The organism is Pseudooceanicola sp. (assembly GCF_041987405.1).
Classification (GTDB): domain Bacteria; phylum Pseudomonadota; class Alphaproteobacteria; order Rhodobacterales; family Rhodobacteraceae; genus Pseudooceanicola.
Genome location: NZ_JBHIWR010000001.1, coordinates 983,681 through 1,007,527, shown reverse-complemented (window position 1 = coordinate 1,007,527; position 23,847 = coordinate 983,681). Strand labels below are relative to the sequence as shown.

Annotated in this window: 22 protein-coding genes; 7 read left to right on the top strand and 15 right to left on the bottom strand. The window is 63.6% G+C overall.

Annotation, left to right across the window (positions count from 1 at the left end; all coding sequences use genetic code 11):
* Nucleotides 1-47 precede the first annotated feature (47 nt).
* The 5 genes from ACFC2Y_RS04500 to folD all read left to right on the top strand — a co-directional run bounded on the left by ACFC2Y_RS04500 (nt 48) and on the right by folD (nt 4,758).
* A complete protein-coding gene (locus tag ACFC2Y_RS04500) occupies nt 48-821 on the top strand; it encodes a methyltransferase domain-containing protein (RefSeq protein ID WP_375175247.1) in 774 nt (257 codons plus the stop codon).
* A gap of 19 nt (nt 822-840) precedes the next feature.
* Nucleotides 841-1,437 (top strand): MOSC domain-containing protein, encoded by a 597-nt coding sequence (locus tag ACFC2Y_RS04495; RefSeq protein WP_375175248.1) that lies wholly within the window; start codon nt 841-843, stop codon nt 1,435-1,437.
* Between the two features lie 365 nt (nt 1,438-1,802).
* A complete protein-coding gene (locus ACFC2Y_RS04490; protein ID WP_375175249.1) occupies nt 1,803-3,479 on the top strand; it encodes a formate--tetrahydrofolate ligase in 1,677 nt (558 codons plus the stop codon).
* Between the two features lie 65 nt (nt 3,480-3,544).
* A complete protein-coding gene (locus ACFC2Y_RS04485) occupies nt 3,545-3,859 on the top strand; it encodes a chorismate mutase (protein WP_375175250.1) in 315 nt (104 codons plus the stop codon).
* Nucleotides 3,856-4,758: a bifunctional methylenetetrahydrofolate dehydrogenase/methenyltetrahydrofolate cyclohydrolase FolD gene (gene folD, locus ACFC2Y_RS04480; RefSeq protein WP_375175251.1), complete on the top strand. Its 903-nt coding sequence runs from the start codon at nt 3,856-3,858 to the stop codon at nt 4,756-4,758. Before ACFC2Y_RS04485 ends, folD begins: the two co-directional genes overlap by 4 nt.
* On the opposite strand, the gene ACFC2Y_RS04475 is transcribed toward folD, so the two are convergent.
* The 4 genes from ACFC2Y_RS04475 to ACFC2Y_RS04460 form a co-directional block, all read right to left on the bottom strand.
* The gene (locus ACFC2Y_RS04475; protein WP_375175252.1) at nt 4,755-5,162 is read right to left on the bottom strand and encodes a PaaI family thioesterase; all 408 of its coding nucleotides are present in this window, start codon (nt 5,160-5,162) and stop codon (nt 4,755-4,757) included. The genes folD and ACFC2Y_RS04475 overlap by 4 nt on opposite strands.
* Nucleotides 5,159-5,836: a ligase-associated DNA damage response endonuclease PdeM gene (pdeM, locus tag ACFC2Y_RS04470; RefSeq protein WP_375175253.1), complete on the bottom strand. Its 678-nt coding sequence runs from the start codon at nt 5,834-5,836 to the stop codon at nt 5,159-5,161. The genes ACFC2Y_RS04475 and pdeM overlap by 4 nt, the downstream gene beginning before the upstream one ends.
* A 70-nt stretch (nt 5,837-5,906) precedes the next feature.
* The gene (locus ACFC2Y_RS04465; RefSeq protein ID WP_375175254.1) at nt 5,907-8,315 is read right to left on the bottom strand and encodes a ligase-associated DNA damage response DEXH box helicase; all 2,409 of its coding nucleotides are present in this window, start codon (nt 8,313-8,315) and stop codon (nt 5,907-5,909) included.
* Between the two features lie 37 nt (nt 8,316-8,352).
* Entirely contained in the window at nt 8,353-8,931 is a 579-nt protein-coding gene (locus ACFC2Y_RS04460) for a MarR family winged helix-turn-helix transcriptional regulator (protein WP_375175255.1), read from the bottom strand.
* 161 nt (nt 8,932-9,092) lie between these two features.
* Between ACFC2Y_RS04460 and ACFC2Y_RS04455 the strand changes: the two genes are divergently transcribed.
* Nucleotides 9,093-10,637, top strand: a complete 1,545-nt coding sequence (locus ACFC2Y_RS04455; protein WP_375175256.1) for an MDR family MFS transporter — start codon at nt 9,093-9,095, stop codon at nt 10,635-10,637.
* 99 nt (nt 10,638-10,736) lie between these two features.
* On the opposite strand, the gene ACFC2Y_RS04450 is transcribed toward ACFC2Y_RS04455, so the two are convergent.
* A complete protein-coding gene (locus ACFC2Y_RS04450; protein ID WP_375175257.1) occupies nt 10,737-12,050 on the bottom strand; it encodes an ATPase in 1,314 nt (437 codons plus the stop codon).
* Between the two features lie 170 nt (nt 12,051-12,220).
* On the opposite strand from ACFC2Y_RS04450, the gene ACFC2Y_RS04445 reads away from it, so the two are divergent.
* A complete protein-coding gene (locus ACFC2Y_RS04445; RefSeq protein ID WP_375175258.1) occupies nt 12,221-13,732 on the top strand; it encodes a hypothetical protein in 1,512 nt (503 codons plus the stop codon).
* A 6-nt stretch (nt 13,733-13,738) separates the two neighbouring features.
* Here the strand turns inward: ACFC2Y_RS04445 and ACFC2Y_RS04440 are convergent, their stop codons facing one another.
* The 10 genes from ACFC2Y_RS04440 to cpaB all read right to left on the bottom strand — a co-directional run bounded on the left by ACFC2Y_RS04440 (nt 13,739) and on the right by cpaB (nt 23,758).
* Nucleotides 13,739-14,230, bottom strand: coding sequence for a prepilin peptidase (locus tag ACFC2Y_RS04440; RefSeq protein WP_375175259.1), 492 nt, complete (start codon nt 14,228-14,230; stop codon nt 13,739-13,741).
* Between the two features lie 4 nt (nt 14,231-14,234).
* Nucleotides 14,235-15,080: a tetratricopeptide repeat protein gene (locus ACFC2Y_RS04435; RefSeq protein ID WP_375175260.1), complete on the bottom strand. Its 846-nt coding sequence runs from the start codon at nt 15,078-15,080 to the stop codon at nt 14,235-14,237.
* Nucleotides 15,081-15,110: 30 nt separating this feature from the next.
* Complete coding sequence (locus tag ACFC2Y_RS04430) at nt 15,111-15,671, bottom strand: tetratricopeptide repeat protein (RefSeq protein ID WP_375186407.1); 561 nt, start codon at nt 15,669-15,671, stop codon at nt 15,111-15,113.
* A complete protein-coding gene (locus tag ACFC2Y_RS04425; RefSeq protein ID WP_375175262.1) occupies nt 15,668-16,672 on the bottom strand; it encodes a type II secretion system F family protein in 1,005 nt (334 codons plus the stop codon). Before ACFC2Y_RS04425 ends, ACFC2Y_RS04430 begins: the two co-directional genes overlap by 4 nt.
* A gap of 15 nt (nt 16,673-16,687) precedes the next feature.
* A complete protein-coding gene (locus ACFC2Y_RS04420; protein ID WP_375175263.1) occupies nt 16,688-17,659 on the bottom strand; it encodes a type II secretion system F family protein in 972 nt (323 codons plus the stop codon).
* Between the two features lie 4 nt (nt 17,660-17,663).
* Nucleotides 17,664-19,169, bottom strand: coding sequence for a CpaF family protein (locus tag ACFC2Y_RS04415; protein ID WP_375175264.1), 1,506 nt, complete (start codon nt 19,167-19,169; stop codon nt 17,664-17,666).
* 23 nt (nt 19,170-19,192) lie between these two features.
* Nucleotides 19,193-20,440 carry a CpaE family protein gene (locus ACFC2Y_RS04410; protein ID WP_375175265.1) on the bottom strand — a complete coding sequence of 416 codons (1,248 nt, stop codon included), beginning with the start codon at nt 20,438-20,440 and terminating at the stop codon, nt 19,193-19,195.
* Between the two features lie 192 nt (nt 20,441-20,632).
* Nucleotides 20,633-21,298 (bottom strand): OmpA family protein, encoded by a 666-nt coding sequence (locus ACFC2Y_RS04405; protein WP_375175266.1) that lies wholly within the window; start codon nt 21,296-21,298, stop codon nt 20,633-20,635.
* 5 nt (nt 21,299-21,303) lie between these two features.
* Complete coding sequence (locus ACFC2Y_RS04400) at nt 21,304-22,728, bottom strand: type II and III secretion system protein family protein (protein ID WP_375175267.1); 1,425 nt, start codon at nt 22,726-22,728, stop codon at nt 21,304-21,306.
* A 172-nt stretch (nt 22,729-22,900) separates the two neighbouring features.
* Nucleotides 22,901-23,758 (bottom strand): Flp pilus assembly protein CpaB, encoded by an 858-nt coding sequence (cpaB, locus tag ACFC2Y_RS04395; protein WP_375175268.1) that lies wholly within the window; start codon nt 23,756-23,758, stop codon nt 22,901-22,903.
* Between the last annotated feature and the right edge of the window lie 89 nt (nt 23,759-23,847).

Below are 23,847 nucleotides of genomic sequence, written 5' to 3'. Positions count from 1 at the left end.
CGCGGATCCATGATTGCATGCCGTTGCATACCGCAAGGAGCGATCGGATGAGCGACTGGAACCCGCAAAGCTACGCCCGCTTCACGGCCCTGCGCCTGCGCCCCGCGGTCGATCTGCTGATGCGCGTCCCGCAGCTGCGCGGTGACAGCATCGTTGACCTCGGCTGTGGCAACGGCGCGGTCGGTCCGGTCCTGCGTACCCGCTATCCGGAGGCCCGGATCACCGGGATCGACAGCTCTCCGGCGATGCTGCAGGAGGCCTGGAAGACCGGTGTTTACGACGCCCTGGCCGAGGCCGATATCGCCACCTGGCGGCCTGATGCGCCGCCCGACCTGATCTTTTCCAACGCTGCCCTGCACTGGCTACCCCATCATCAGACCCTGCTGCCTGCGCTGGTCGATCTGCTGGCCCCCGGCGGCACGCTGGCCGTGCAGGTCCCACATCAGAACAACGCGCCCTCGCACCGGCTCTGGCATGATCTGGTGGAGCAGCTCTTCCCCGGCCGCTTCGATCCGCGCAGCGCCCCGGGCATCCCGGACGCGCGCACCACCTGGGCCCTGCTGGACGGGCTGGGCGAGTTCGCACTGTGGGAAACCGAATACATGCAGAACCTCCCCCCGGCGGAGGAGGCGCATCCGGTGCGCCTCTTCACCTCCTCCACCTTCGCGCGTCCGGTCCTTGACGTGCTGACGGAGGCAGAGCAGCAGGAGCTTTGCCGCCATTACGATGCCGCGATGGAGGCCGCCTATCCCCGCCGTTCGGACGGGTCGGTTCTGTTCCCATTCCGCAGGCTCTTCTATATCCTCACCCGGGTCGATTGACCTATTCGAAAGCCTCCCCATGCCCGCATTGAAACTGACCGATTTCTCCTGCCGGATCGCCTGGCTGGGCCGTGTCGCCGACCGCGAGGCCGCGCTGGCCTCCGCCCCGGTCAAAAGCCTGGCCGCCGGGTTCGACGGACCCGAGGGCGAGGCGCATGGCGGCATCACCCGCCCCTCCTGCAGCCGCGTCCTGGACCTTCACCCGCGCGGGACGACGATCCGGAACGTGCGGCAGTTCTCGATCCTCTCGGTCGAGGATCTGTCGCAGATCGCCGCAAATATGGGGATCGACGCGCTGCAGCCTGAGTGGCTGGGTATGACCATGCTGGTCGAGGGGATCCCGGATTTCACCCACCTCCCGCCCTCCTCGCGTCTGCAGGGGCCGGATGGCGTCACACTGGTTGTGGATATGGAGAACCGCCCCTGCCAGCTGCCCGCCCGCGTGATCGAGGATCATCTGCCGGGTGCAGGAAAGGCCTTCAAGAGCGCGGCCAAGGGGCTGCGCGGGGTCACGGCCTGGGTCGAACGGGAGGGGGTTTTGTCGGTCGGGGATGACCTGCGTCTTGCCATCCCGGATCAACCGGTCTGGTCACAGCTGGAAAAGGCCCGGGGGTGAGGGAAAACCCCCGGGCTTTCAATAAATCAAAGTACGGAAATGATGCCGACGGCGACAACCATCGTCGTGGCAAAGCTAGTGTAGAATACGACTGCAGCAGCTTTCATAATCAATCCTCCAAACAGTGGCGCAGGTGATCAGCAGCGATCCGCCTGCGCCGTCATTACTCACTTGAACAACGCCATTGTACCATGGGTGGTTCCCGCACTTGACGATTCTTATCTGATCAATCTGTTTCCGAATCGTTAAGCAAACGGGCGCAAAATCGAGCGGAAAGGTCGGAATCGCGGCTCACGGGGGAAATTCCTTGGACTAACCAAGGCATATGCCACGGGTCCAAAACCCCCCAACAGGATAAGCCTAAGATGAGCTACCGCACCGATATCGAAATCGCCCGCGACGCCAGGAAACAGCCGATCCAGCAGATCGGCGAGAAGCTGGGCATTCCCTCGGACCATCTGCTGCCCTACGGCCACGACAAGGCCAAGGTCGGGCAGGATTTCATCAATTCGCTGCAGGACCGCGAGAATGGCAAGCTGATCCTGGTGACCGCGATCAACCCCACCCCGGCGGGGGAGGGCAAGACCACGACGACGGTCGGTCTGGGCGACGGCCTGAACCGCATCGGCAAGAAAACAGCGATCTGTATCCGCGAGGCCTCTCTCGGGCCGAACTTCGGGATGAAGGGCGGCGCGGCAGGCGGAGGCCTGGCGCAGGTTGTGCCGATGGAGGACATGAACCTCCACTTCACCGGCGATTTCCACGCCATCACCTCCGCCCACAACCTGCTGTCGGCGATGATCGACAACCACATCTACTGGGGCAACGAGTTGGGCATCGACGAACGCCGCGTGACCTGGCGCCGCGTCCTGGACATGAACGACCGCGCGCTGCGCGACACCGTGACCTCCCTTGGCGGCGTCGCCAACGGGTTCCCGCGTCAGACCGGCTTCGACATCACCGTCGCGTCGGAGGTCATGGCGATCCTCTGCCTCGCCTCCGATCTCAAGGACCTGCAGAAGCGCCTGGGCGACATGATCGTCGCCTACCGCCGCGACCGCACCGCCATCTACGCCCGCGACATCAAGGCCGACGGCGCGATGACCGTGCTGCTCAAGGACGCGATGCAGCCGAACCTCGTGCAGACACTGGAAAACAACCCTGCCTTCGTGCACGGCGGCCCCTTCGCCAATATCGCGCACGGCTGCAACTCCGTCATCGCGACCAAGACGGCGCTGAAACTGGCCGACTACGTGGTGACCGAGGCGGGCTTTGGCGCGGACCTGGGCGCCGAGAAGTTCATGAACATCAAGTGCCGCAAGGCCGGTCTGGCCCCCGATGCGGTGGTGCTGGTCGCGACCGTGCGCGCGATGAAGATGAACGGCGGCGTGGCCAAGGCCGATCTGGGCGCGGAAAACGTCGCCGCGGTCGAGGAGGGCTGCCCGAACCTTGGCCGCCACATCGCCAACGTCAAATCTTTCGGCGTGCCGGTTGTCGTGGCCATCAACCACTTCGTCACCGATACCGATGCCGAGGTTCAGGCGGTCAAGGATTATGTCGACAGCCAGGGCTCCGAAGCGATCCTGTGCAAGCACTGGGCCGAAGGCTCCGCCGGGGTCGAGGAACTGGCCACCCGCGTGGCGGAGATCGCCGACAGCGGCATGTCGCAATTCGCCCCGCTTTATCCCGATGACATGCCCCTCTTCGAAAAGATCGAGGTGATCGCCAAACGCATTTACCGCGCCGACGAGGTCATGGCGGACAAGAGCGTGCGTGATCAGTTGCGCGCCTGGGAAGAGGCGGGCTATGGTGACTTGCCGGTCTGCATGGCCAAGACGCAGTACAGCTTCTCTACCGATCCCAACCTGCGCGGCGCGCCCACGGGCCACAACGTGCCGATCCGCGAAGTGCGGCTGTCTGCGGGGGCGGGCTTCATCGTGGTGATCTGCGGCCAGATCATGACCATGCCGGGCCTGCCGCGGGTTCCGTCCGCCGAGAACATCATGCTAAACGACGCGGGCGAGGTCGAAGGCCTGTTCTGACGGCCGCGTAAGTCCGGGCCCTGCGGGGCCCGGCACCGCATCCGTTTCAATACGAAAGACCCGGAATGAGCCGCCCCGACCCTGCAACCCTGACCTCCCTGGATGAGCTGCGGGCGGGCATCGACGCGATCGACACGGAACTGCTGACGCTCTTTGCCGAACGGCAGGCCCATGTCGACAGCGTGGCCGGGATCAAGGCGAAAACCGGCCTGTCCGCCGCCGCCCCGACACGCTATGCCGCCGTCATCGACAGGGTGCGCGACAGGGCGGCCGACGCCGGGTTCGACCCCGATATCGCCGAGGGCATGTGGCGCGTCATGATCGACGGCTTCATCGCCCAGGAACAACAGGTGCTCGGCACCGAAGGAGAAGACGCATGACCGCAGAGATCCTCGACGGCAAGGCATTCGGCGCAAAGATCCGCGCCAAGGTGGCAAACCACGTGACCCGGCTGGTCGCCGATCACGACCTACGCCCGGGCCTCGCCGTGGTGCTTGTGGGCGAAGACCCCGCCAGCCAGGTCTATGTCCGCAACAAGGGCATCGCGACGAAAGAGTCCGGCATGAAATCGGTGGAGCATAAGCTGCCCGCCGACACGTCGGAGGCCGACCTTTACGCGCTGATCGACGAGCTGAACGCCGATCCGTCCATCCACGGCATCCTCGTCCAGTTCCCGGTACCCGACCACCTTTCCGAACGCGACATCGTCGCCCGCATCGACCCGGCCAAGGATGTCGACGGCCTCTCGGTGATCAACGCCGGTCTTCTGGCCAGCGGGCAGCGCGCCATGGTCTCCTGCACCCCGCTCGGCTGCCTGATGCTGCTGCGCGAAACGCTCGGCTCCCTCTCCGGCAAGGACGCGGTCGTGATCGGTCGGTCGAACCTTGTGGGCAAGCCGATGGCACAGCTCCTCCTGCGTGACAGCTGCACGGTGACCATCGCCCACTCCCGCACCGCCGACATCGCCGACACCGTGCGCCGCGCCGACATCGTGGTCGCTGCCGTGGGTCGGCCGCAGATGGTGCCCGGCGACTGGATCAAGCCCGGCGCCACCGTCATCGACGTCGGCATCAACCGCATCCCGGCGCCGGAAAAGGGCGAGGGCAAGACCCGGCTGGTCGGCGACGTGGATTTCGAGAGTGCCAAAGAGGTGGCGGGCCATATTACCCCGGTCCCCGGCGGTGTCGGCCCCCTGACCATCGCCTGCCTGCTGGCCAATACCGTGACCGCCGCCTGTCGGATCAACGGCCTGGACGAACCCGAGGGGCTGACCGCCTAGATCGGCATCATCGACCCTTGCAGCAGCGCGACCTCCTTGCGGGTCGCGCCGCTCACCGCCTCGACCACGGCCGAGACGACCACCAGCCGCCGCCCGGGCTTCACCACACGCCCCCGCGCCTCAAGCCAGTCGCCCGTCGCGGGGGAGAGCAGGTTGATCTTGATCTCCGCCGTCACCACCTCCTGCCCCTCCGGCAGGGTGGTCAGCGCCGCATAGCCCGCCGCCGTATCGCCAAGCGCGAAGGTCAGCGCGGCATGGGCAAACCCCATCTGCTGCTTGGCCAGATCGAGGATCGGCGCCCGAAGCACCACCTCCCCCTCGGCGACCGACACGACCTCCGCCCCGAAGGTTTGCATCATGCTCTGTTGCGCGAAACTCTCGCGAATGCGCTGCTCTATGCTCATCCGGCCCCTCCCTGTCTGGGCATCGGGATCGCCCGCACCACCGGCCCTGTCAAGATGGCCAGCGCGCCGGGCCTCATCAACCCGGCCAGCGCGGGATCATCGGTCCGCAGCCCGCCAGTATAGGTGCCATAGGCCGGCAGGATCAGCCGCCGCTCATCCAGCAGGAAACACCGCCTCGAGACAGAGGCGATCCGCGCCTTCGGATGATAGTGCCCGGACACTTCGCCATCCCCCTCTGGCTCTGCAATATGGCGCAGCACCAGCGGCCCGACCTCGACCTCTGCCCTGTGCGCCCCGCCAAGTGCGACCGGGCCGGGGTCGTGATTGCCCTCGACCCAGATCCAGTCCCGCCCCGCCTGCAGGCGCAGCAGCCAATCCGTGATCCCCTCCGGCAATCCCGCCGCAGCCGCCGCATCGTCGAAACTGTCGCCCAGACAGACCACCGCCCGTGCGCCACGTCCCGCGATATCTGCCTCCAGCCGCTCCAAGGTCTCGAGCGCCTCGTAAGGCGGCAAGGCGGCACCGCCAAGCCGGGCGATCCGCTCCGACTTGCCCAGATGCAAATCCGAGACGACCAGCATCTCCCGCTCCGGCCACCACAGCGCCCCGGAGCCGAGTGCCACCAGACCCGCCCCGCAAAGATCAAACCGGTATCCCGTGGTCCCCTGCTTCATCTTGCCAGAAATACTCCGGGGTGAATTGGCCGGAACGGCCAAGAGGGGCAGCGCCCCGTGACGCATACCGTCATGCCAGCCCCGCCTCGGCCATCAGCCGCTCCGCCTCTTCCGCCACCAGCCGCTCGCGGCCCATCCCTTCGACCGGCACCTTGCCGACCTCCAGAAACAAGGGTGCCGCCAGAGGCGTCACCCGGTCCAGCCGCTTCACGTCGATCCGCCCCTCGACCCGGGCCAGCATCTCCTCGATCCGGCCGAAATCGACGAGGCCCCGCATCGCCTCCTCCCGCGTGATGTCCATCAGCAGGTGATCGGGGTCGTATTTCTGCAGAGTGTCATAAAGAATATCCGACGAAAACGTCGCCTGCCGCCCGGACTTCCGCGCCTGCGGTGCGTTGCGCTGGATCAGCTGCGCAATATGGGCCGCCACGCGGAAGGTCCGTTTCATCACCGCATTCCCCGCCAGCCAGCGGTCCAGACCGTCGTGCAGGGCCGCCGGGTTCAGCAACGGCGTCGGATCGGTCACAGCCTCCAGCCCCCAGATCAGCACCGCGTAATCGGACGAGACAAAGCCAAGGGGGTCCAGCCCCATCTCCTCCATCCGCTTGGTCAGGATCAACCCGAGCGTCTGCATCGCGTTGCGCCCGGCAAACCCATAGAGGCACAACTGCTCGCGCCCGTCGAAGGGAAAACTCTCCACCAGCAGCCGCCCGGGCTGGGGCAGGGCGGAGATCTGGCGCTGAAGGGAGAGCCATTCGGCGGTGTGGTCCGGCAATTCCGGCCAGCTGTCCTGCTGGAACATCCGCAGGATGCGCTGCGACAACTGCGTGGAGGTGGCGAACTTCGTCCCGGAAAAGACGGCGATCTTCGGCTTTTTCACGCTGGCCCGCGTGACCTCCACCACCATCTCCTTCAGCCCCTCGTAGCGCACGATCCGTCCGCCGATCAGAAAGGTGTCGCCACGGTTGAGCTGCGCGGCGAAATGTTCTTCTACCTCGCCCAAAGGCCGCCCGCCGCCGAACCGCATCCGCACCTTCAGCTTGTCGCTGTCGTGGATCGTGCCCAGGTTCATCCGGAACAGTTGCGACGCCCGCGGATCGCGCAGATGCCAGCGCCCCTCGCTGTCCTGCATCAGCCGCTGCCAGCGGTCATAGGCGCGCAGCGCATAGCCCCCGGTCGCGCAATACTCCATGCATTGGTCGAACTGCGCCCGGCTCAACCCGGAATAGGCCCCCGCCGTCTTGACCTCTGCATAAAGGTCATCGGCAAGGAACGGCCCGGCACAGGCTGTCGCGAGGATATGCTGGCACAGCACATCGCGCGGCCCCGGTCCGCGCGGGTCGCCATCCAGATCATGCGCCTTCACCGCCTCCAGCGCCGCCACGCATTCCACCACCTCGAACCGGTTGGCGGGCACCAGCAGCGCCTTGGAGGGCGCATTGTAGCGGTGATTGGCCCGCCCGATCCGCTGCACCAGCCGCTTGACGTTCTTCGGCGCGCCGACCTGGATCACCAGATCCACATCCCCCCAGTCGATCCCCAGATCTAGCGACCCGGTGCAGACCACGGCACGCAGCCGCCCCTGCACCATCGCCTGTTCGACCTTTTCGCGCTGTTCCCGCGCAAGCGAGCCGTGATGGATGCCGATCGGCAGCCCCTCGTCATTGGCGAGCCAGAGGTTGTGAAAGAAGATCTCCGCCTGCGCCCGGGTGTTGTGAAAGATCAGTGTGGTCTTGTGCCGCCGTACTTCGTCGAGGATCGCCGGGATTGCATAACCCCCGCCGCCGCCGGACCAGGGCGGCTGTTCCGGGGTTTCCAGCATGCGGATATCCGGGTCGGGACCGGGATCGGCCATCAGGATCGGGCAGGGATCGGGATTGCGGGCCAGCAGATGCGCGATGGCGGCGGGGTCCTCCACCGTGGCCGACAGGCCGACGCGCCGCAGATCGGGGCACAGCCGCTGCAGCCGCGCCATGGCCAGCCACAGCTGATCGCCCCGCTTGCTGTCCGCCAAAGCGTGGATTTCATCCACCACGATCCGCTGCAGCCCGGCAAAGGTCCGCGCCGCATCCTCGTACGACGTCATCAGCGCCAGGCTTTCCGGTGTCGTCAGCAGGATATGCGGCGGATCGGCCCGCTGCCGCCGCTTGCGCGACGACGGCGTGTCGCCGGTGCGGTCCTCCACCCGGATCGGCAGGCCCATCTCCTCGATCGGGGTCGAGAGGTTGCGCCGGATATCCGCCGCCAATGCCTTCAGCGGCGAGACATAGAGGGTATGTATCCCCTGATGCTGTCCGTCTGCCAGTTCCGCCAGCGTCGGCAGGAACCCTGCCAGCGTCTTGCCGCCTCCCGTCGGGGCGATCAACAGCAGAGAGGGCGCGTCGGAGCGCGCCAGCATCTCGGCCTGATGCGGATGCACCTGCCAGCCGCGTGTGGCGAACCAATCCTGGAATCTCTCGGGCAGGGCGGGGGAGAACATAACGGGAATATAGCCCCCTCCGCCCCGCTTGGCGAGATCAATCGAGGTGCTTTTTCAGCCCTTCGCGCAGCGTCGCGATTTCATCGCCAAACCGGTCCGGACCGGCCGTGCCGACCTCGTCCACCCAATGGGTCAGCCGGTGGAGAAGCGGGGTCAGGGTGGCCATCTCCTCCTCCGTCCAGTCCGACAGGAAGGAGCCGAGGACGAGGTATTTGATCGTGCGCACCGCCTCGACCACGGCGGTGCCCTTGTCGGTGAGCGTGACAATGGTGCGGCGGGCATCTTGCTGACTGACGGCGCGGGCGGCATAGCCTTCAGCGATCAGCTCGGTCACCAGGCGCGAGGCACGGGAGGGGTCGATCCCCAGCCTTGCGGCAATGGTAGCAACCATGGTCTCTTCCTGCCCCGTGGCGCCGAACTCGTTCGAGGGGGCCCAGATGGCGACCATGACGTCCAGTTTCGGCACGTCCAGCGGCAGTCCAAGCTCGGTCAGGGCCATATGGCCCAGCTCGCGTTTCTGCACCCGCCGCCGCCAGGCCTGCAGGATCGCGTCCAGTTCCAGGGCGTGCTGGGTGACGTCGCGGGACACCCCGAACCCCTCCAGAACCGCCTTCATATCGTCATTGCGCCCGCCTATCGGACTGCCCTCCAATTAATGCATGCTCTTGACATGTATATGTCTCTGACACATATATGGCACCAAGTTACAGCCATTCCTACCACCGAATTGCATCCGGACCACGATGTGCCGCAAATTGCGCCGGTCCGAGGAGTACCATGCAGGACAAACAGCCCCAGACAACCGTCGGGTTACAGGATATTCCCAGCCCCGACAGCCGGACATTGCGTGTCATCCTGATCACCGTGGCCACGACGCTTTTCCTGGCCTCGACCGGGAATACCATCGTCACCACGGCCCTGCCCAGGATCGTCAGCGACCTTGGCGGGCTGACCTATATCTCCTGGGTGGTGACCGCCTTCCTGCTGGCCTCGACCGTCGGTGCGCCGATTGCGGGCAAGCTGGGCGACATGTACGGGCGCAAGGTGGTGCTGGAGTTTGCCATCGGGGTTTTCCTGCTAGGCGGGGTGATCTGCGGGCTGGCGGGCAGCATGGCAGTGCTGATCGCCGGACGCTTCGTCCAGGGTCTGGGCGGCGGGGCGCTGATCGTCGTCTCCATGGCTGTGGTGGCCGACATCCTGCCGCCGCGCGAACGGGGCAGGGCGCAGGGCGCTTTGTCGTCGGTCTTTGGCTTCTCCACCGTCGTGGGGCCGCTGATCGGCGGGTTCCTCGTGCAGACGGTCAGCTGGCACTGGATCTTCTTCGTCAACTTCCCGATCGGTATCCTGGCCTTCGTGATCCTGCGCCGCACGCTGCCCTCCCGCGCCGAACGGGCGCCGCACAAGATGGACTATGCGGGTTCGGCCATGCTGATGATCCTGCTGTCGACGGTCGTGCTGATCGCGAACCTGGCGGGCACGGTCTATGCCTGGTCCTCCGTGCCGATCCTCTTCCTGTTGATCCTGTCGCCCATGGCCTTCTTCGGCTTCATCTCCGCCGAACGCCGCGCGGCCGAGCCGGTGATGCCGCTGGACCTCTTCCGCATCCGGAACGTGCAGACCGCCAATGGGGTCAACTTTCTTGTCGGCATAACGATGTTCGGAACCATCGCCTTCATTCCGATGTTCCTGCAGATCGTGAAACACGTCGATCCGGTCAGCAGTGGCCTTTACCTTGTCGCGATGATGGCGGGGCTGATCGGCACCTCCTTTGTGGCGGGGCGGTTCATCTCGGCCACGGGGCGATACAAGGTCCTGCCGACCCTCTCGACCGCCGTGCTGACCGTGGCGATGCTGCTTCTCACCACCGTGGGGCCGGAGACGCCGTTGCCGCTGATCACCCTTTACCTCTTCCTGGTCGGGATCGGCATCGGCCCGACGATGAGCGTCGGCATCGTCTCCATCCAGACCTCGATCCCGCGCGAACATCTGGGCGTGGGCACGGCCAGCGCCAATATGTTCCGCCTGATCGGCGGCGCCATCGGCACATCGGTTTTCGGGGCGATCTTCTCCATCGGGCTGGTGCGGCATGTGCAGCCGCTGATGCCCGGGGTGTCGGATGTGCGCGGTTTGACCGCGACCATGGTGGAGCGTCTGGATCCCGTGGCGCAGACCGCTGTGTTGCAGGGGTTTTCCGATTCACTTTCGCCGATCTACTACGTCGGCGCGGTGGTGGCCGCGGTAGCCTGCCTTGCCTCGACCCGTCTGGTGGAACTGCCGCTCGGTCCGATGAGTTCGGCTGCGGGGCGCGCGCCGGCGGAGTGACGCGGGGGCGGACCGTCGGGGGGTGGTCTGACCGGTGAGAGATCCTCGGGGTGGACCCGACGATGACGGCTTAGACCCGCGCGGTGGCGCGAAAGCGTCCTACTTAACGATCTCTTCGTGCTTGACGAACATGTTGCCCCAGGCGCGGTCGATCAGGTCCGGGGTCATCTGGTACGGGATGCCCTCGAACTCGCAGATGGAGATCATCTGGTCGATCAGGAAGACCGGCTGGTAGTTGGCGAAGTTGTTGTTGATTGTCGGGTATTTCTTCTTCAGCAGATGCACGAGCGAGCCTTCGTCCAGCGGCATCTTCTTCTTGCGCGCGACCAGCGCGAAGATCTTAAGGAAGTTCTCCTGGTTCGGTCCGTCGATCTTGATCTTGAAGAAGATCCGGCGCAGCGCGGCCTGGTCGAAAATCTCGTTCGGGTGGAAGTTGGTGGAGAAGATCACCAGCGTATCAAACGGCACCTCGAACTTTTCGCCGGATTGCAGCGACAGGATGTCCTTGCCCTCTTCCAGCGGCACGATCCAGCGGTTGATCAACGCCTGCGGCGGTTCCGCCTGGCGGCCAAGGTCGTCGACGATGAAGACGCCGCCGGTGGCCTTCATCTGCAGGGGCGCCTGATAGGTCCGCGCCACCGCGTTGTAATTGAGGTTGAGCATCTCCAGCGTCAGCTCGCCCCCGGTGATCACCGTGGGCCGTTCGCAGCGGATGTAGCGCGTGTCGAACCGGTTGCCGGAGCGGCGCAGGGCCGTGGGATCATCCACCTGTTCCTCGGCGGCGGAATGCACGATCGGATCGTAGACCGTGATGACCTGGCCGGAGTATTCGACCGCGCGCGGCACATAGATCTTGTCGCCAAGCGCATCGCGGATGCCGTTGGAGATCGACGACTTACCGTTGCCCGGCGGGCCATACATGAGGATTGACCGGCCGGAGCTGACCGCCGGCCCGAGGTTGGAAATCAGGTCGTTCGGCAGAACGAGATGCCCCATGGCGGAGGTCAGCTGATCCCGGGTGATCTGTATATCCCGGATCGACTGCCGCCGGATCTGCTGATGATAGATCTGCAGGGGAACCGGCATCGCGCCGTAATATTCGGACTGGGCCAGCGCATCCAGCGCCCGGGCCTTGCCGTTGTCGGTCAGTTGATAGCCCATCTCGCGATCGGCGGTGGCCTTCATCGTGCCGGTCGCCTCCAGCAGCATCTGCTCCCGGGCGAGGTCGATGAGTTCCTGTGTCACATTCGGCGGAAGGCAGACCGCGGCGGCGATCTTGGAAAGCTTGTCGACGCTCTTGCGAAACATCGTCTTGATCAGGATGTCGCGCGCCATCACGATTGGAAGCTCCAGCTCTTCCAAACTTCGTGGGGGCGGTGGTGGAACCACCGCTGTCGAGACCTGCATATTCATGGGCTGCTGCTCATGTTTATTATTGCTGCAATCATAACGTGTTTCGATTCGGCCCGCTACGGAAATTCAGTGCAAGCGAAACTTTAGGTTGATACCGTGCACAAAAAAGAAAGCGATTTTGGGGCATGGCAGTCAAACAAGTTCAAATCGTAAGTATCGTCGGCGTTTTCTTGCTTATTCAAGCAGTTCTGACCTCTCTGGGGGATGGGCTGTTCTTTTCCAGCCACGAGGCCGACATGGTTCATTTGGCGGATCTGGTGCTGCGCCAATCTGCCGGTGAGGTCTATCATCTAGATATTGCGACCCCGATTGGCGGATGGGCGACCTTGCCCATGGCCCTGCTGCACCGCGCGGGTCTGGGATTGGGCGCGGCGATGACATGGGGGCAAATAGTTGCGGCAGTTGTCTTTTTACCGGCTCTTGTGGTTGTCACTGTCAATCGGTTTACCTTGGGTCAGGCGGCGCTGGTCTGCCTGATCGTCATCGGGTTGAGCACGGGCCTCGTCGCGGGAGGAACGGAGCCTCTGACCTCCCTCTCAATGCACTACAATCGCTGGTGTTGGGCGGCCACGCTGATCGTGGCGCTGACAGTCCTGCTGCCCGGGACGCCGATGCGGGACACGGCGGACGGCGTTGTGATCGGCGTCCTGATGGTTGGGATGGCCATGATCAAGGTCAGCTATCCGGTCGCACTGGCCTTGCCGGTCATCTTCGGACTGTTGCGAAATGGTCGCACCAAAGCGCTACTTGTCTCGATTTTCACTGCATTCATCGGGCTTCTGCTGATCACATTGGTGCTGGGGCTGGGCTATTGGCAGGCCTATCTCGGGGATCTCCTGACCGTGGCGGGCTCCGCGGCGCGGGCCGCACCGGGGGCGGACTGGCCTCACCTCGTCATCTCACCTGTCGGGATACCCTCCACATTGGTTGTGGTCGCAGTGATCTACTTCGCGACCCGGTTGGGTCGGCGCGAAATCGGCGCGATGCTCCTGCTGTTCTTCGCCGCCTTCACGGTCATCACCTGGCAGAACTTCGGCAATGATCCCCTGTGGCTCTGCGTGCCTGCCGCCCTCGCCTGGGTTCTCTCCAGCCGCGCGCAGGGCAGTGCAGCCAGGGGTCTGCGGGTCACGGCGGTGGCTGCGGGGGTCCTGATCCTGCCGGTCGTGCTGAACATCCTGTGGAGCCCGATCCGCCATGTCACGGCCTCCGAAACCCTCTCCCGCCCGCTGTTGCCCCAAGACGAGAGCCTGCGCATCGTCAAGGCCCGGGGCGAGGCCTCCTTCGCCAAGACAGAGCTGATTTCGCCGCCCGATACGACGGTCGCGACCTTCAGGGGGGAGGACCTGCCGACCTGCGAACTTTCCGGCGGGCTGGTCGCAAAGCTGGAAAAGGACACCGCCGCGCTGATGCAGCTTGCCCCGGACCTGGACCGTCAGCCGTTGGCGGCGGATCTCTTTCAGGCGCATTGGATCTTTGCCGGGTTGCGGCCGCTGAAGGGTGGGGCACCCTGGTACTACGACGAGCTGCCGGGGATCGCTGATGCAACCCATGTCATGATCCCGGACTGCCCGGCGGACCTGCGCGCCCGCGACCGGGTGACGGAGTTGCTGGAGCAGTCCGGCCTGGTGCTGGAGGAGGTCGGGCGGGCCGAGGGGTTTGCCCTCTACCGGATCGTCCGCTGACCCCGCTCAGGTAAAGGCGGCGAGGGCGACGTAGAGCGTCAGAGCGGTGGACAGCGCCGTGCCCATGGGAAAATCGCGTGTCCGGTCCCAGCTTTCCCAATCCGGGGCAAGACGTCGCAACGGGCTGTGTTTCGCCATGCGATGCGTGGCAAAGGCTGCCAGTATGGTTGCCGCCAGGATCATGAAAACAAGGTGCAGATCGGCGATGGCGATATAGGGGGCCGCGGCGGCGATAAACTTCGCATCGCCCGCGCCCATGACCCGCAGCGCCGTCAGGATCATCCCGCAGACCAGCATGACCGCCAGATGGATCAGCCGGAAACCGTAGATTTCAAAGGGCAGGACGAAAGGTCCGAGAACGACAAAGGCCAATGCCAGCAGGATCACGCTGCCATTCGGGATCCGCATGGCGCGCAGATCGCTCCAGGAGACATAGAGCCCGATGACCAGAACAAAGGGCAGGAACAGCCGCGCCGCGACCGGATCCAGCGCCAGCATCGGGTCAGCCTTGGAGGGCGCGTAGCGACCGTACCGCGTCCTCGTAATGCTGCGGGTGCGTGTCGATCGCCTCGCGCAGCAGGGCCTTGCCGGTTTCGACGTCACCCTGTTTCACAGCGCTCAGCCCGAGCGTGTAAAGCAGTTGCGCCCGTTCCGTTTGCTGCATCGGGACGACGGGCAGGGAATAGTTCCGCTGCGCCCCGCGTGCCAGGATCAGGTTGTTCTTGGCGGTGAAGAGGTCCGGGTCCTGCTGGATCGCCTGGGAAAAAAGCTTCTCCGCGTCGGTGAAATCACCGCGCGTCAGCTTGGAATAGCCCCAGTTGTTCAGCACGCCGCCGGGTTTGGTCGTCAGACCGACGGCGGTTTCATAGAAACTGTCGGCCTTCTTCCATTCCTTGTTGCTGTCAGCGACCATCGCCTCCAGCCGGTAGCGTTTGTAGGTCTCATGTGTCGGCGGAACGGTATCCAGGACCTTGTCGGCCTTGTCCCATTCGTCGTTCCGGATCAGCGCATCCGCATAGTCGACCTTGTCATCCTGGGTCGCTTCGGGATGGTCGATGACCTTGGACCAGACCGTCACGGCCTCCGTCGGGCGGCGCGCTTTGGTCAGGCTCTGGGCCAGGCCGCGCATCACGTCGATCCGGTCGGGGTTGTCCTTCAGCGTACGCTGAAAATAGACCACGGCTTCGTTCGGGTCACCAACGGTCAGCATGATGTCGTTGAGGTTGCTCTCGTCCACGACATTCACATCGCGGAAGGCGCGATTGACCTCTCCGTCGGATGTCTTCGAACAGGCGGACAGGGCAACAGCCCCCGCCAGACAGGAGATCACGAGTACAGGGTGGCGCATGTGCCTGCGTCCTTTACTGCTCTGCCCCGATCAAGGGTATTGCTCGCGTAGCCGATAAAGGCTGTTCCCGCTGCGCACCAGGTCGAGTTCTTGTTGTAGCTCCGGATCATAGACTGTTTTTTGCTGCATTGCGAGTGCCAAGCGCAGATTGTCCCGTATCTCGTCGTTTTCTCCGTTCGATAGGGCAAATGCGCGACGCAGGATTTCCACCGCTTCGGGCACTTCGCCGCTGTCCATCAGCACCACGCCCAGGTTATTCCAGGTCTGCGGTGCCGCATCCGGGGCCTTGATCGCCTCGCGCAGCTGCTTTTCCGCCTGGCCCAGACGACCCAACCCCAGATTGGCCGCGCCCAGCCCGGCATAGATCGGCGGGGTCAGCCCTTGGGTCGCGGCGGCGCGGGTAAAGGCATCCAGCGCCAGTTCGTATTGCTTGGCCTCCAGCAGGCGGTTGCCGACCACCAGTCCGTCGACCGCCTCCTTCCGGCGGTCTATCCCCGGCGCATAGGGGGCATCCTTGTCGATCCTGGCAGTATCGGTGCAGGCACCGAGTGCGATCATGACGGCAAGGGCGGCAAGGGCCGCCCCGATCACCGCGACTGCTCCTCGGCCTGTTCCTGCGTGGACTGGGCGGTGATTTCGCCCATCTTGGTGATGCCCAGAACCGACGGGCCGATCAGGATGATCAGCAGCGGCGGAACCGTCAGCATCATCGTGGCCAGCGTCATTTTCGTCGGCAGCTTGTTGGCCTTTTCCTCGGCCCGCATCACACGTTTGTCCCGCATTTCAGAGGCATAGACCCGCAGCGCATCGGCGACCGAGGTGCCGAACGTCGCGGACTGCACCAGCACCGTCACGAAGGACGAGATGTCCGAGACGCCGCAGCGATCGGCCATGTCGCCGAGCACGCTGGCCTTGTCCTTGCCGGCCTTGATCTCGTGGCTGACCATCTGGAATTCATCCGACAGCGAGGGGTAGGAGGCCTCCAGCTCTTCGGAGACACGCAGGATCGCCTGGTCCATCGACTGCCCGGCCTCGACACAGACGAGCAGCATGTCGAGCGCGTCCGGGAAGCCGTTGGTGATTTCTTCCTGACGTTCCGCCTGACGCTTGTTGATCCAGTACTTCGGGATCATGTAGCCCACGCCGCCGGGCCCCAGGATGTACATCACCGTCTGCTGCGTCGTGACATCCTGCCCAGCCTTCACGGTCAGGAAGTAGACCACGCCGCCAAGCAGGCCGAAAATGCCAAGCGCGAACTGGGCGAAGTGAAAGTACCGCACCGCATCCTTCGACCGATACCCGGCCTGAAGCATCTTTGTGCGCATGGCCGAATACTCTTTCTCGTTCTGCGGTTCGAGAAAGCTGGAATACCGCTCCAGGCGTTTGTTCGACTTGCCCGCGCGCAGCCGGTCCTTCGGCCCCTCGTTCGCGGACTGACCATTGTTCTTCTTCAGTTTTTCGAGCGGATCGACCTCTTTCTTCAGCATGAAGGGCAGGGTGGCGACGATCATGAGAACGCCCAGCCCACCAACCAGCATGAGGGGGCCCAGTGGGCCCAGAAGGTCTACGATGACCGCGTTTATTGCGTGCATGATCCTATCCCCCGATCACACCTTGATATCGACCAGCTTGCGCATCACGAACAGGTTCAGCCCCAGAAAGGCCGCCACAGCGAAACAGGCCGGAATGAAGAACGGGTGATCCATCACCTCGTCGTAATAATTCGGGTCCATCAGGTTGATGGCGATCAGCGCGGCAATCGGGAACCCGGACAGGAACATGCCGGACCACTGGGCCTCGGCCGTAATTGCCTTCACCCGACGGAACAGCCGGAACCGCGCCCGGATCACGCCCGCCAGACCGGCGAGGATCTCGGCCAGGTTACCACCGGAGGTCTGCTGGATGGTCACGGCCACGGCCAGGAACCGAAGATCCTGCAGGTCGATCCGTTCGGCCAGGTCCTTCAGGGCTTCGCCCATGTCGCGACCATAGGCGTTTTCGTCCGCGATGATCCCGAACTCGGAGCCGAGAGGATCGGCGACCTCGCGGCTGACGATCTGGATGGCGGAGGAGAAGGGGTGCCCGACCCGCAGCGAGCGCACCATCAGTTCAACCGCATCAGGCAGCTGTTCCTCGATCATGGACATCCGCTTCTTGGCCTTCTTGTTGACCCAGAAATAGATGGCGCCGATGCCGATGCCGACGGACAGGGCGGCGCGCAGCGGAACAGAACTGTCCGTGGCAATGGTCAGCGCAAAGAACGTCACCATCGACAGCCCGCCCATCAGCATGATCAACTGCTTCGGCGAAAACGCGATGGCGCCCTGGCGGGCCTTGTCTGCGAGCAGGGAATAGAGCGGCACCTTCTGCGCGGTCATGTGCTGCTGCATCTCCTTGCGGAGCTTTTCAAGAACTTCCTCGCGGTTGCCCCCCGCCTTGTCGAGCATTTCCAACCGGCGGTTCACCCGGCGGCTGGACCGCACGGAACTGCCGAAGAACAGGAGGTAAATCCCTTCCACCAGTGCCAGGACGGCGACAAAGATGACGATATAGATGATCGGTTCGGGACTGATCGGCATCGGTTTACTCCATGCGCGTCGGATCGAAGATATGGCTGGGCAGGTCGTAGCCCCACATCTTGAACCGTTCAGAGAAGTTGGAACGCACGCCGGTGGCCGTGAAATGCCCGATGATCTTGTTGTCGGGCGTCAGGCCGGTGCGCTGAAAGCGGAAGACCTCCTGCATGGAGATCACGTCGCCTTCCATCCCCGTAATCTCGGTGATCGAGGTCATGCGGCGCGTCCCGTCCTGCAGACGGGAGGCCTGTACGATGAGGTGCACAGCCGAGGCGATCTGCGACCGCATGGCCTTCAGCGGCATCTCGATCCCGGACATGGAGATCATGTTTTCCAGACGGCTCACGCCATCCCGGGCGGAGTTCGCGTGGATCGTGGTCATGGACCCGTCGTGGCCGGTGTTCATGGCCTGCAGCATGTCGATGACTTCCTCGCCGCGCGTCTCGCCGACGATGATCCGGTCGGGGCGCATACGAAGGGCGTTTTTCAGACAGTCGCGCGGGCTGACCGCGCCCTTGCCCTCGACGTTCGGCGGGCGGCTTTCCATCCGGCCAACGTGGGTCTGCTGCAGCTGAAGTTCCGCCGTATCCTCGATCGTGAGGATGCGTTCGCTGTCGTCGATGAAGGACGACAGCGCGTTGAGGGTGGTCGTCTTGCCCGAACCGGTACCGCCAGACACGATGACGTTCAGACGCGTGGCGACGGCGGCCTGCAGATAGGCGGCCATTTCTTCGGTAAAGGCGCCGAACTTGACCAGATCGTCAATGCCCAGCTTGTCCTTCTTGAACTTACGAATGGAAACCAGCGATCCGTCGACCGCGATCGGCGGCACCATGGCGTTGAAACGCGAGCCATCCTGAAGGCGGGCGTCGACATAGGGGTTCATCTCGTCGACGCGACGACCCACGGCCGAGACGATCTTGTCGATGATCCGCAGCAGGTGCTTCTCATCCTTGAAGGTCACGTCCGAGATCTGCAGCTTGCCGTCCCGCTCCACAAAGATCTGGTGCGGGCCGTTGACGAGAATATCGGAGACCGTGTCGTCCTTGAGCAGGCTTTCCAGCGGGCCAAGGCCCTTCACCTCGTCGTAAAGCTCCTGGTTCAGGGTCGTGCGTTCCTCGCGGTTCAGCACGATGCCCTTTTCCTGCAGCACTTCGGTCGCGATGGAGTTGATCTCTGCCCGCAGCTCCTGCTCCGTCGCATTGTCGAGGGCGGCGAGGTTCAGGTTGTCCAGAAGCGAGCGGTGCAGGTCCAGCTTGATCTCGCCAAGCCGCTCCTTGCGCTTGCGGTTCTTGTCGGCGGCCAGCGGCGACGCGGCCGACTTCGGCATCGGCTTTCGCATGGACGACGACGGCTGCGGCGGGGAGGCCGGGGAGGAAACGGGTTTCAGGTTCGACGGTTCACGAAGCGCTGCACCACCGGGCGCGGCATTGGTAGACGGACGCGGCGCCGCGGCTGGTTTCGGCCGCGGAGCGGGTGTTGCTGCCTCGTCTTTCTTGTACCGTGAAAACATACCCCGTGCCCTTCAATTCCAACTTAGGCCGCCGCTTCGGTGGCCTGTTCCCCAATTTCGTAAAGCGACCGCGCCAGTTTCTGGAGTTCCTTGCGCAGCGGGTTCTTGCCCGCCGTCAAGGCCAGCGGCTGACCATGATCACAGCTCTGCACAACTTGCTTCCCGCCATCCGGAAGCTGAACTTCAATAGAAATATCAAGGCTTTCCGCCAGGCGCTTGACCCGGGACTTGCCCTGCAGATCCAGCGACTTCGGCGCCTTGTTCAACACATAACGCAGCTTTTCGACCGGCAGATCTTCGGCCTGCAGGGCCCGCTTCAGGCGCTGCGTGTTCTGCGCCGACCGCATGTCCAGCTCCATCAGGGCAAAGTAGACATGCGCGGCGTTCAGAACCGTCTCGGACCACTGGATCAGGGTCGAGGGCATATCGACCACGACAAAATCGAAGTGCGACCGGGCCATGTCGATCAGTCGCTGCACGTCGGCAGAACTGATGAGGTCCAGCGGAAGCATCTCGGACGGCGAGGTCAGGACATGGATCTTGCCGTCGAAATCCAGAAGCGCCTGGTTGAACACATCGTCGTCCATCGCTTCGGTATCGGAGAGCAGTTCGTAGATCGCTTCGCGGCGCGGCAGGTCCAGATAGGTGCCAACCGCCCCGAATTGCAGATCAAGGTCGATCACGCAGACCCGCGACGCGTCTTCACCCTTTTTGGCGGCATGCGCCAGCTCCCAGGCGAGGTTCACGGCGAACATCGTCGATCCGGTGCCGCCGGCCAGCCCATGACAGACCACGACGGCCCCGTCCTTCGTGCCCTTTTTGGTGGCCTTGCGGCTCGGCGCCTGCTCTTCATGAACCGGTTCAGGTTCCTGAATACGCTCGATCGCGGCGGCAAGTTCGCCTTCGGGAAGAGGGTAGGGGACAAATTCATCCGCGCCCTTGCGCAACAACTGGTGCAGCGCCGAGGGGCTGACGTCCTCGGCAATCAGGATGACCTTGATGCCGCTGTTGTGGGCCTGGCTGATCACCTCGCCCAGCATGACGATATTGTCTTCGTCCTGCTCGTCCATGGCGACGGCGATGAATTCGAGGGTCTTGGCTTCGGGCTGGTTGAAGAACATGAGCGCTTCGGCAAAGCCCAGGTCACCCCAGGCCTCGCCGAGGGCGGCCTCCATGTCCTCGATCAGAAGTTCGAACCCGTCCGGGTCTCTTCGGATCGTGCAGGCTACGATGGGTGCCTCTTGCGGGTGCTCTTCAACAGGTGCAGTCATTGCCTCAAGTCCCAAACAGATAACGTCCGGCTTATTGCCTGTGCTTCCGGATTGTTCCGGAACCGGTACGCCAGTCCGACTCAATCGGACGTTAAGCTTCACATTTGAAAATGAAGGGCAATCTGGGCAATAGTAGGGCCAAATCCAAAAAATTGTGCGTCAGACGTGAACGATCCGGGCACAACGGTGGGATTAACCACCGCCGCCACCCCCGGCGGAGAATTCGACACCGGTCAGGCCGGAGGCGGGTGCCGCGCTCTCGACGTAGCCGCGATAGACCACTTGGGCGTATTTCCCGTCCAAGATCAACGGGTTGCTCTTCACGAACCCGGTCACTTCGGTCACGGTCCGACGGTTGCGCCGCTCACGTCCCTGGGTGACGATCAGGGGCTGTGTTTCGCCCTTGGATACGACCGCTTCCAGCCGATTTCGGCTGACCCCATGCGAGACAAGGTAGTTGACAACGGCCCGCGCCCGGCGAAGCCCCAACCGCTGGTTGTAGGCGTTCGATCCGACCAGATCGGTATGCCCGTAGACGCGGAACCGCACTTCGGGAAATTGACGGATCCAGTGCGCCTGGCGCAGCAGAACCGCCTGCGCCTCGCCGTCCAGAACGGCGGAGTTGAAGGCGAAATTGACCGTGCTGTCGACCTCTTGGGCAAAGCGGTTGGCCAGGTTGAGCACATAGTCGCGCTCGCCCGACATGACCAACGTGTTGTTCATCGTCGCATTGCCGAAGTTGGTGTCGCCATCGGCCCCGGCCTCGCCGTAGAAGGAGCGGGCGCTGTCCTGGGTACAGCTGGCCACCAGAGTGATCCCTGCGGCGGCGATCAGGATGAGTTTCGAGGTGTGCACCATGTGTCTCACTCCATCACGTAGCCATAGGAGCCGTTGAAGTCCTGTTTCGCGACTTCCTTGGCGGCACCGCGCAGCTTGCTGTTGTCCTTGGATGTCTTGCCAAAGAGGAACAGGTCCTTCTCGGACGGCGGCTTCACCCGGTCTGTCGGCAGGGCCAGCGCCTCGCCACGCGTCGGCGTGACCAGATGGGCGGTGATGATGATCACCAGCTCGGACTGGTTGCGCTGATACTCGGCGCTGCGGAACAGCGCGCCGATCACCGGAATGTCGCCCAGCCAGGGGATTTGGCTGTTGTTGTCGCGGAAGTCGTCCTGCAGCAGGCCCGCAATGGCAAAGCTGTCGCCGTCGCGCAGCTCGACCGTGGTCGAGGTCTCGCGCCGGGTGAAGGCGTCGATGCGGAAGGCGTCAAGTTCGAACCCGTTGTTCGGGTCGATCGCCGATACGGCCGCCATGAGCTCCAGGTTGATGATGTCGTCATCCACGACGCGCGGGATGAAGTTCATCTCGACGCCGAAGGGTTTGAATTCGACCGTGACCGAGCCGCCGTCCTGCGCCACCGGCACAGGGTACTCGCCGCCCGCCAGGAATTTGGCCTCCTGGCCCGACAGGGCGGTCAGGTTCGGTTCCGCCAGTGTGCGAACAACGCCTTTGGATTCAAGCGCTTCGAGCAGTACGCCGACCTGAACCGCCCCGGCGTTGAAGCCAAGAAGCGTCGCGCCGGAATTGGTGTTGGAGGCCGGGATCGTTCCACCCAGACCATTGGCCTGGCTGGGGGAGTTGGAATAGCGTCCGCCGCCGCCCGAGAGGCCGACATTGCCGCCAAAGATTGACCCGTCCGCCGCCAGCGAGGCCGACAGCGACTTGGAGACGGAGCGCTGCATTTCCGCAAAACGCACCTTCAGCATCACTTGCTGCACGCCTCCGACGCTCATCAGGTTGGACACACGCTCGGGCGCGTATCGTTCGGCAAGGTCCAGCGCCCGCTGCAATTTCTGCGAGGAGGAGACGACACCGGACAGCACCATCCCGTCATTGGCGGTGCGCACCTCGATCTTCTCGTTCGGAAGGATCTGCCGCAGCCGTTCCTTGAATTCGGAAATATCCGCCGACACGACCACGTCGACATTGGTGATCAGCCGCCCGTCGACATCCAGCAGGGTCAGGGTGGTGATGCCGGGCTGTTTGCCCAGAACATAGATCGACCTGTCGGAGAGTGACGAGATATCCGCGATTTGCGGGTTCGCGATCGACAGTTCCGCGAAGGACACGTCGCTTTCGACCACAACCGCACGGTTGATGGCCACTTTCAGCTGGCTGTCGGAATTTCGATTGACGATTGTAAGCCGCTCGGCCTGTACGGGTCCGGCGGTGCTGCCAAAAGTCAAGGTCAGCCCAAGAAGGGCGGCCCCTAGGTATCTTCTATATGTCATGTGACCTGCCTCTCGATCACGCCTCTGTTCGGGTCTTTTTGCCCGTGTGTTGTCGGCATACTGCGCCAATTTCCGATTTCATGCAAGAATCAAAGCCTTTCACCGCTTTCCTGATGCAGCAAAGCCGCAGGGCGCACCCTACGGCTTTGTCGTGATTGCAGGAATTTCGCTCTCAGTTGCAGGCGATCGGGGTCTCCACGACCTCGGCACCGCGGCGGGTCCGTATGGTGCAGATCTCCCGTTGCGGGGCTTCGCGCTTTTCCTGGATCTGCGGTGCGTCGGCCAGGCCGAGCAGGGAACGCTGGTCAACCTCGATCGCCTCGGCGACTGTGTCGTCCAGGTTACCGACCAGCGACAGCGACAGCCGTCCGGTCGATTGGGCCTGGGCCAGCGATGCGACCTGCTGCGGGTTGATGGCGACGGTGACGGTCCGGGCGATCATCGCCTCGGAATGGTCGCCATTGGCCATCTGGTCCACCGCGATCAGCTGGATCCCGGTTTCGATCAGCTTGGTCACCTCGCCGGAGGAGGCACGGTCCACACCGTCGACACGGCCGGTCCAGTAAACATCGACGCGGTCACCGGGGCGCAGGAAGCCCGACACGCCGGACGCCACATCAACCTTAATGGCAAAGGCGCGCATCCCTTTGACAAGACGCGAAGTAAGGCCGGCATCCTCGCCGGGCTGGGTGACCTTCACTTCCATCACGGCTTCGTTCGGCTCCATCGCACGCAGCACATAGCGCGGACGCGGATCGTTTTCCGGGAAGAGGGCGGCCTCTTCGAAGAAGACGCCTTCCGGCATGGCAGCCTCGGGCCATTCGATACGGCGCACGTTGGATTTCGTGATCTCGTCGCCGTATTTCAGCTGTGATTTCGCAACATAGACCATCTTGGTCGGAACGGCCTCGGGCACGGCCTGGGCTTCGGCCATCTGGGCCTGTTGCGCCAGGAAGTCCTGGACCATCATGACGGCAAACCCGGCCAGGCCGATGCCGACGATAAGTACCAATCCGAATACTGCTCGCATGGTTCTTTTCCTTTGTCTCACCTGTAGTGGACGGGTCCACCCACCACTCTCCGCTTTCATATTCCCAGGGGATTGTGGCCAAAGAAGGG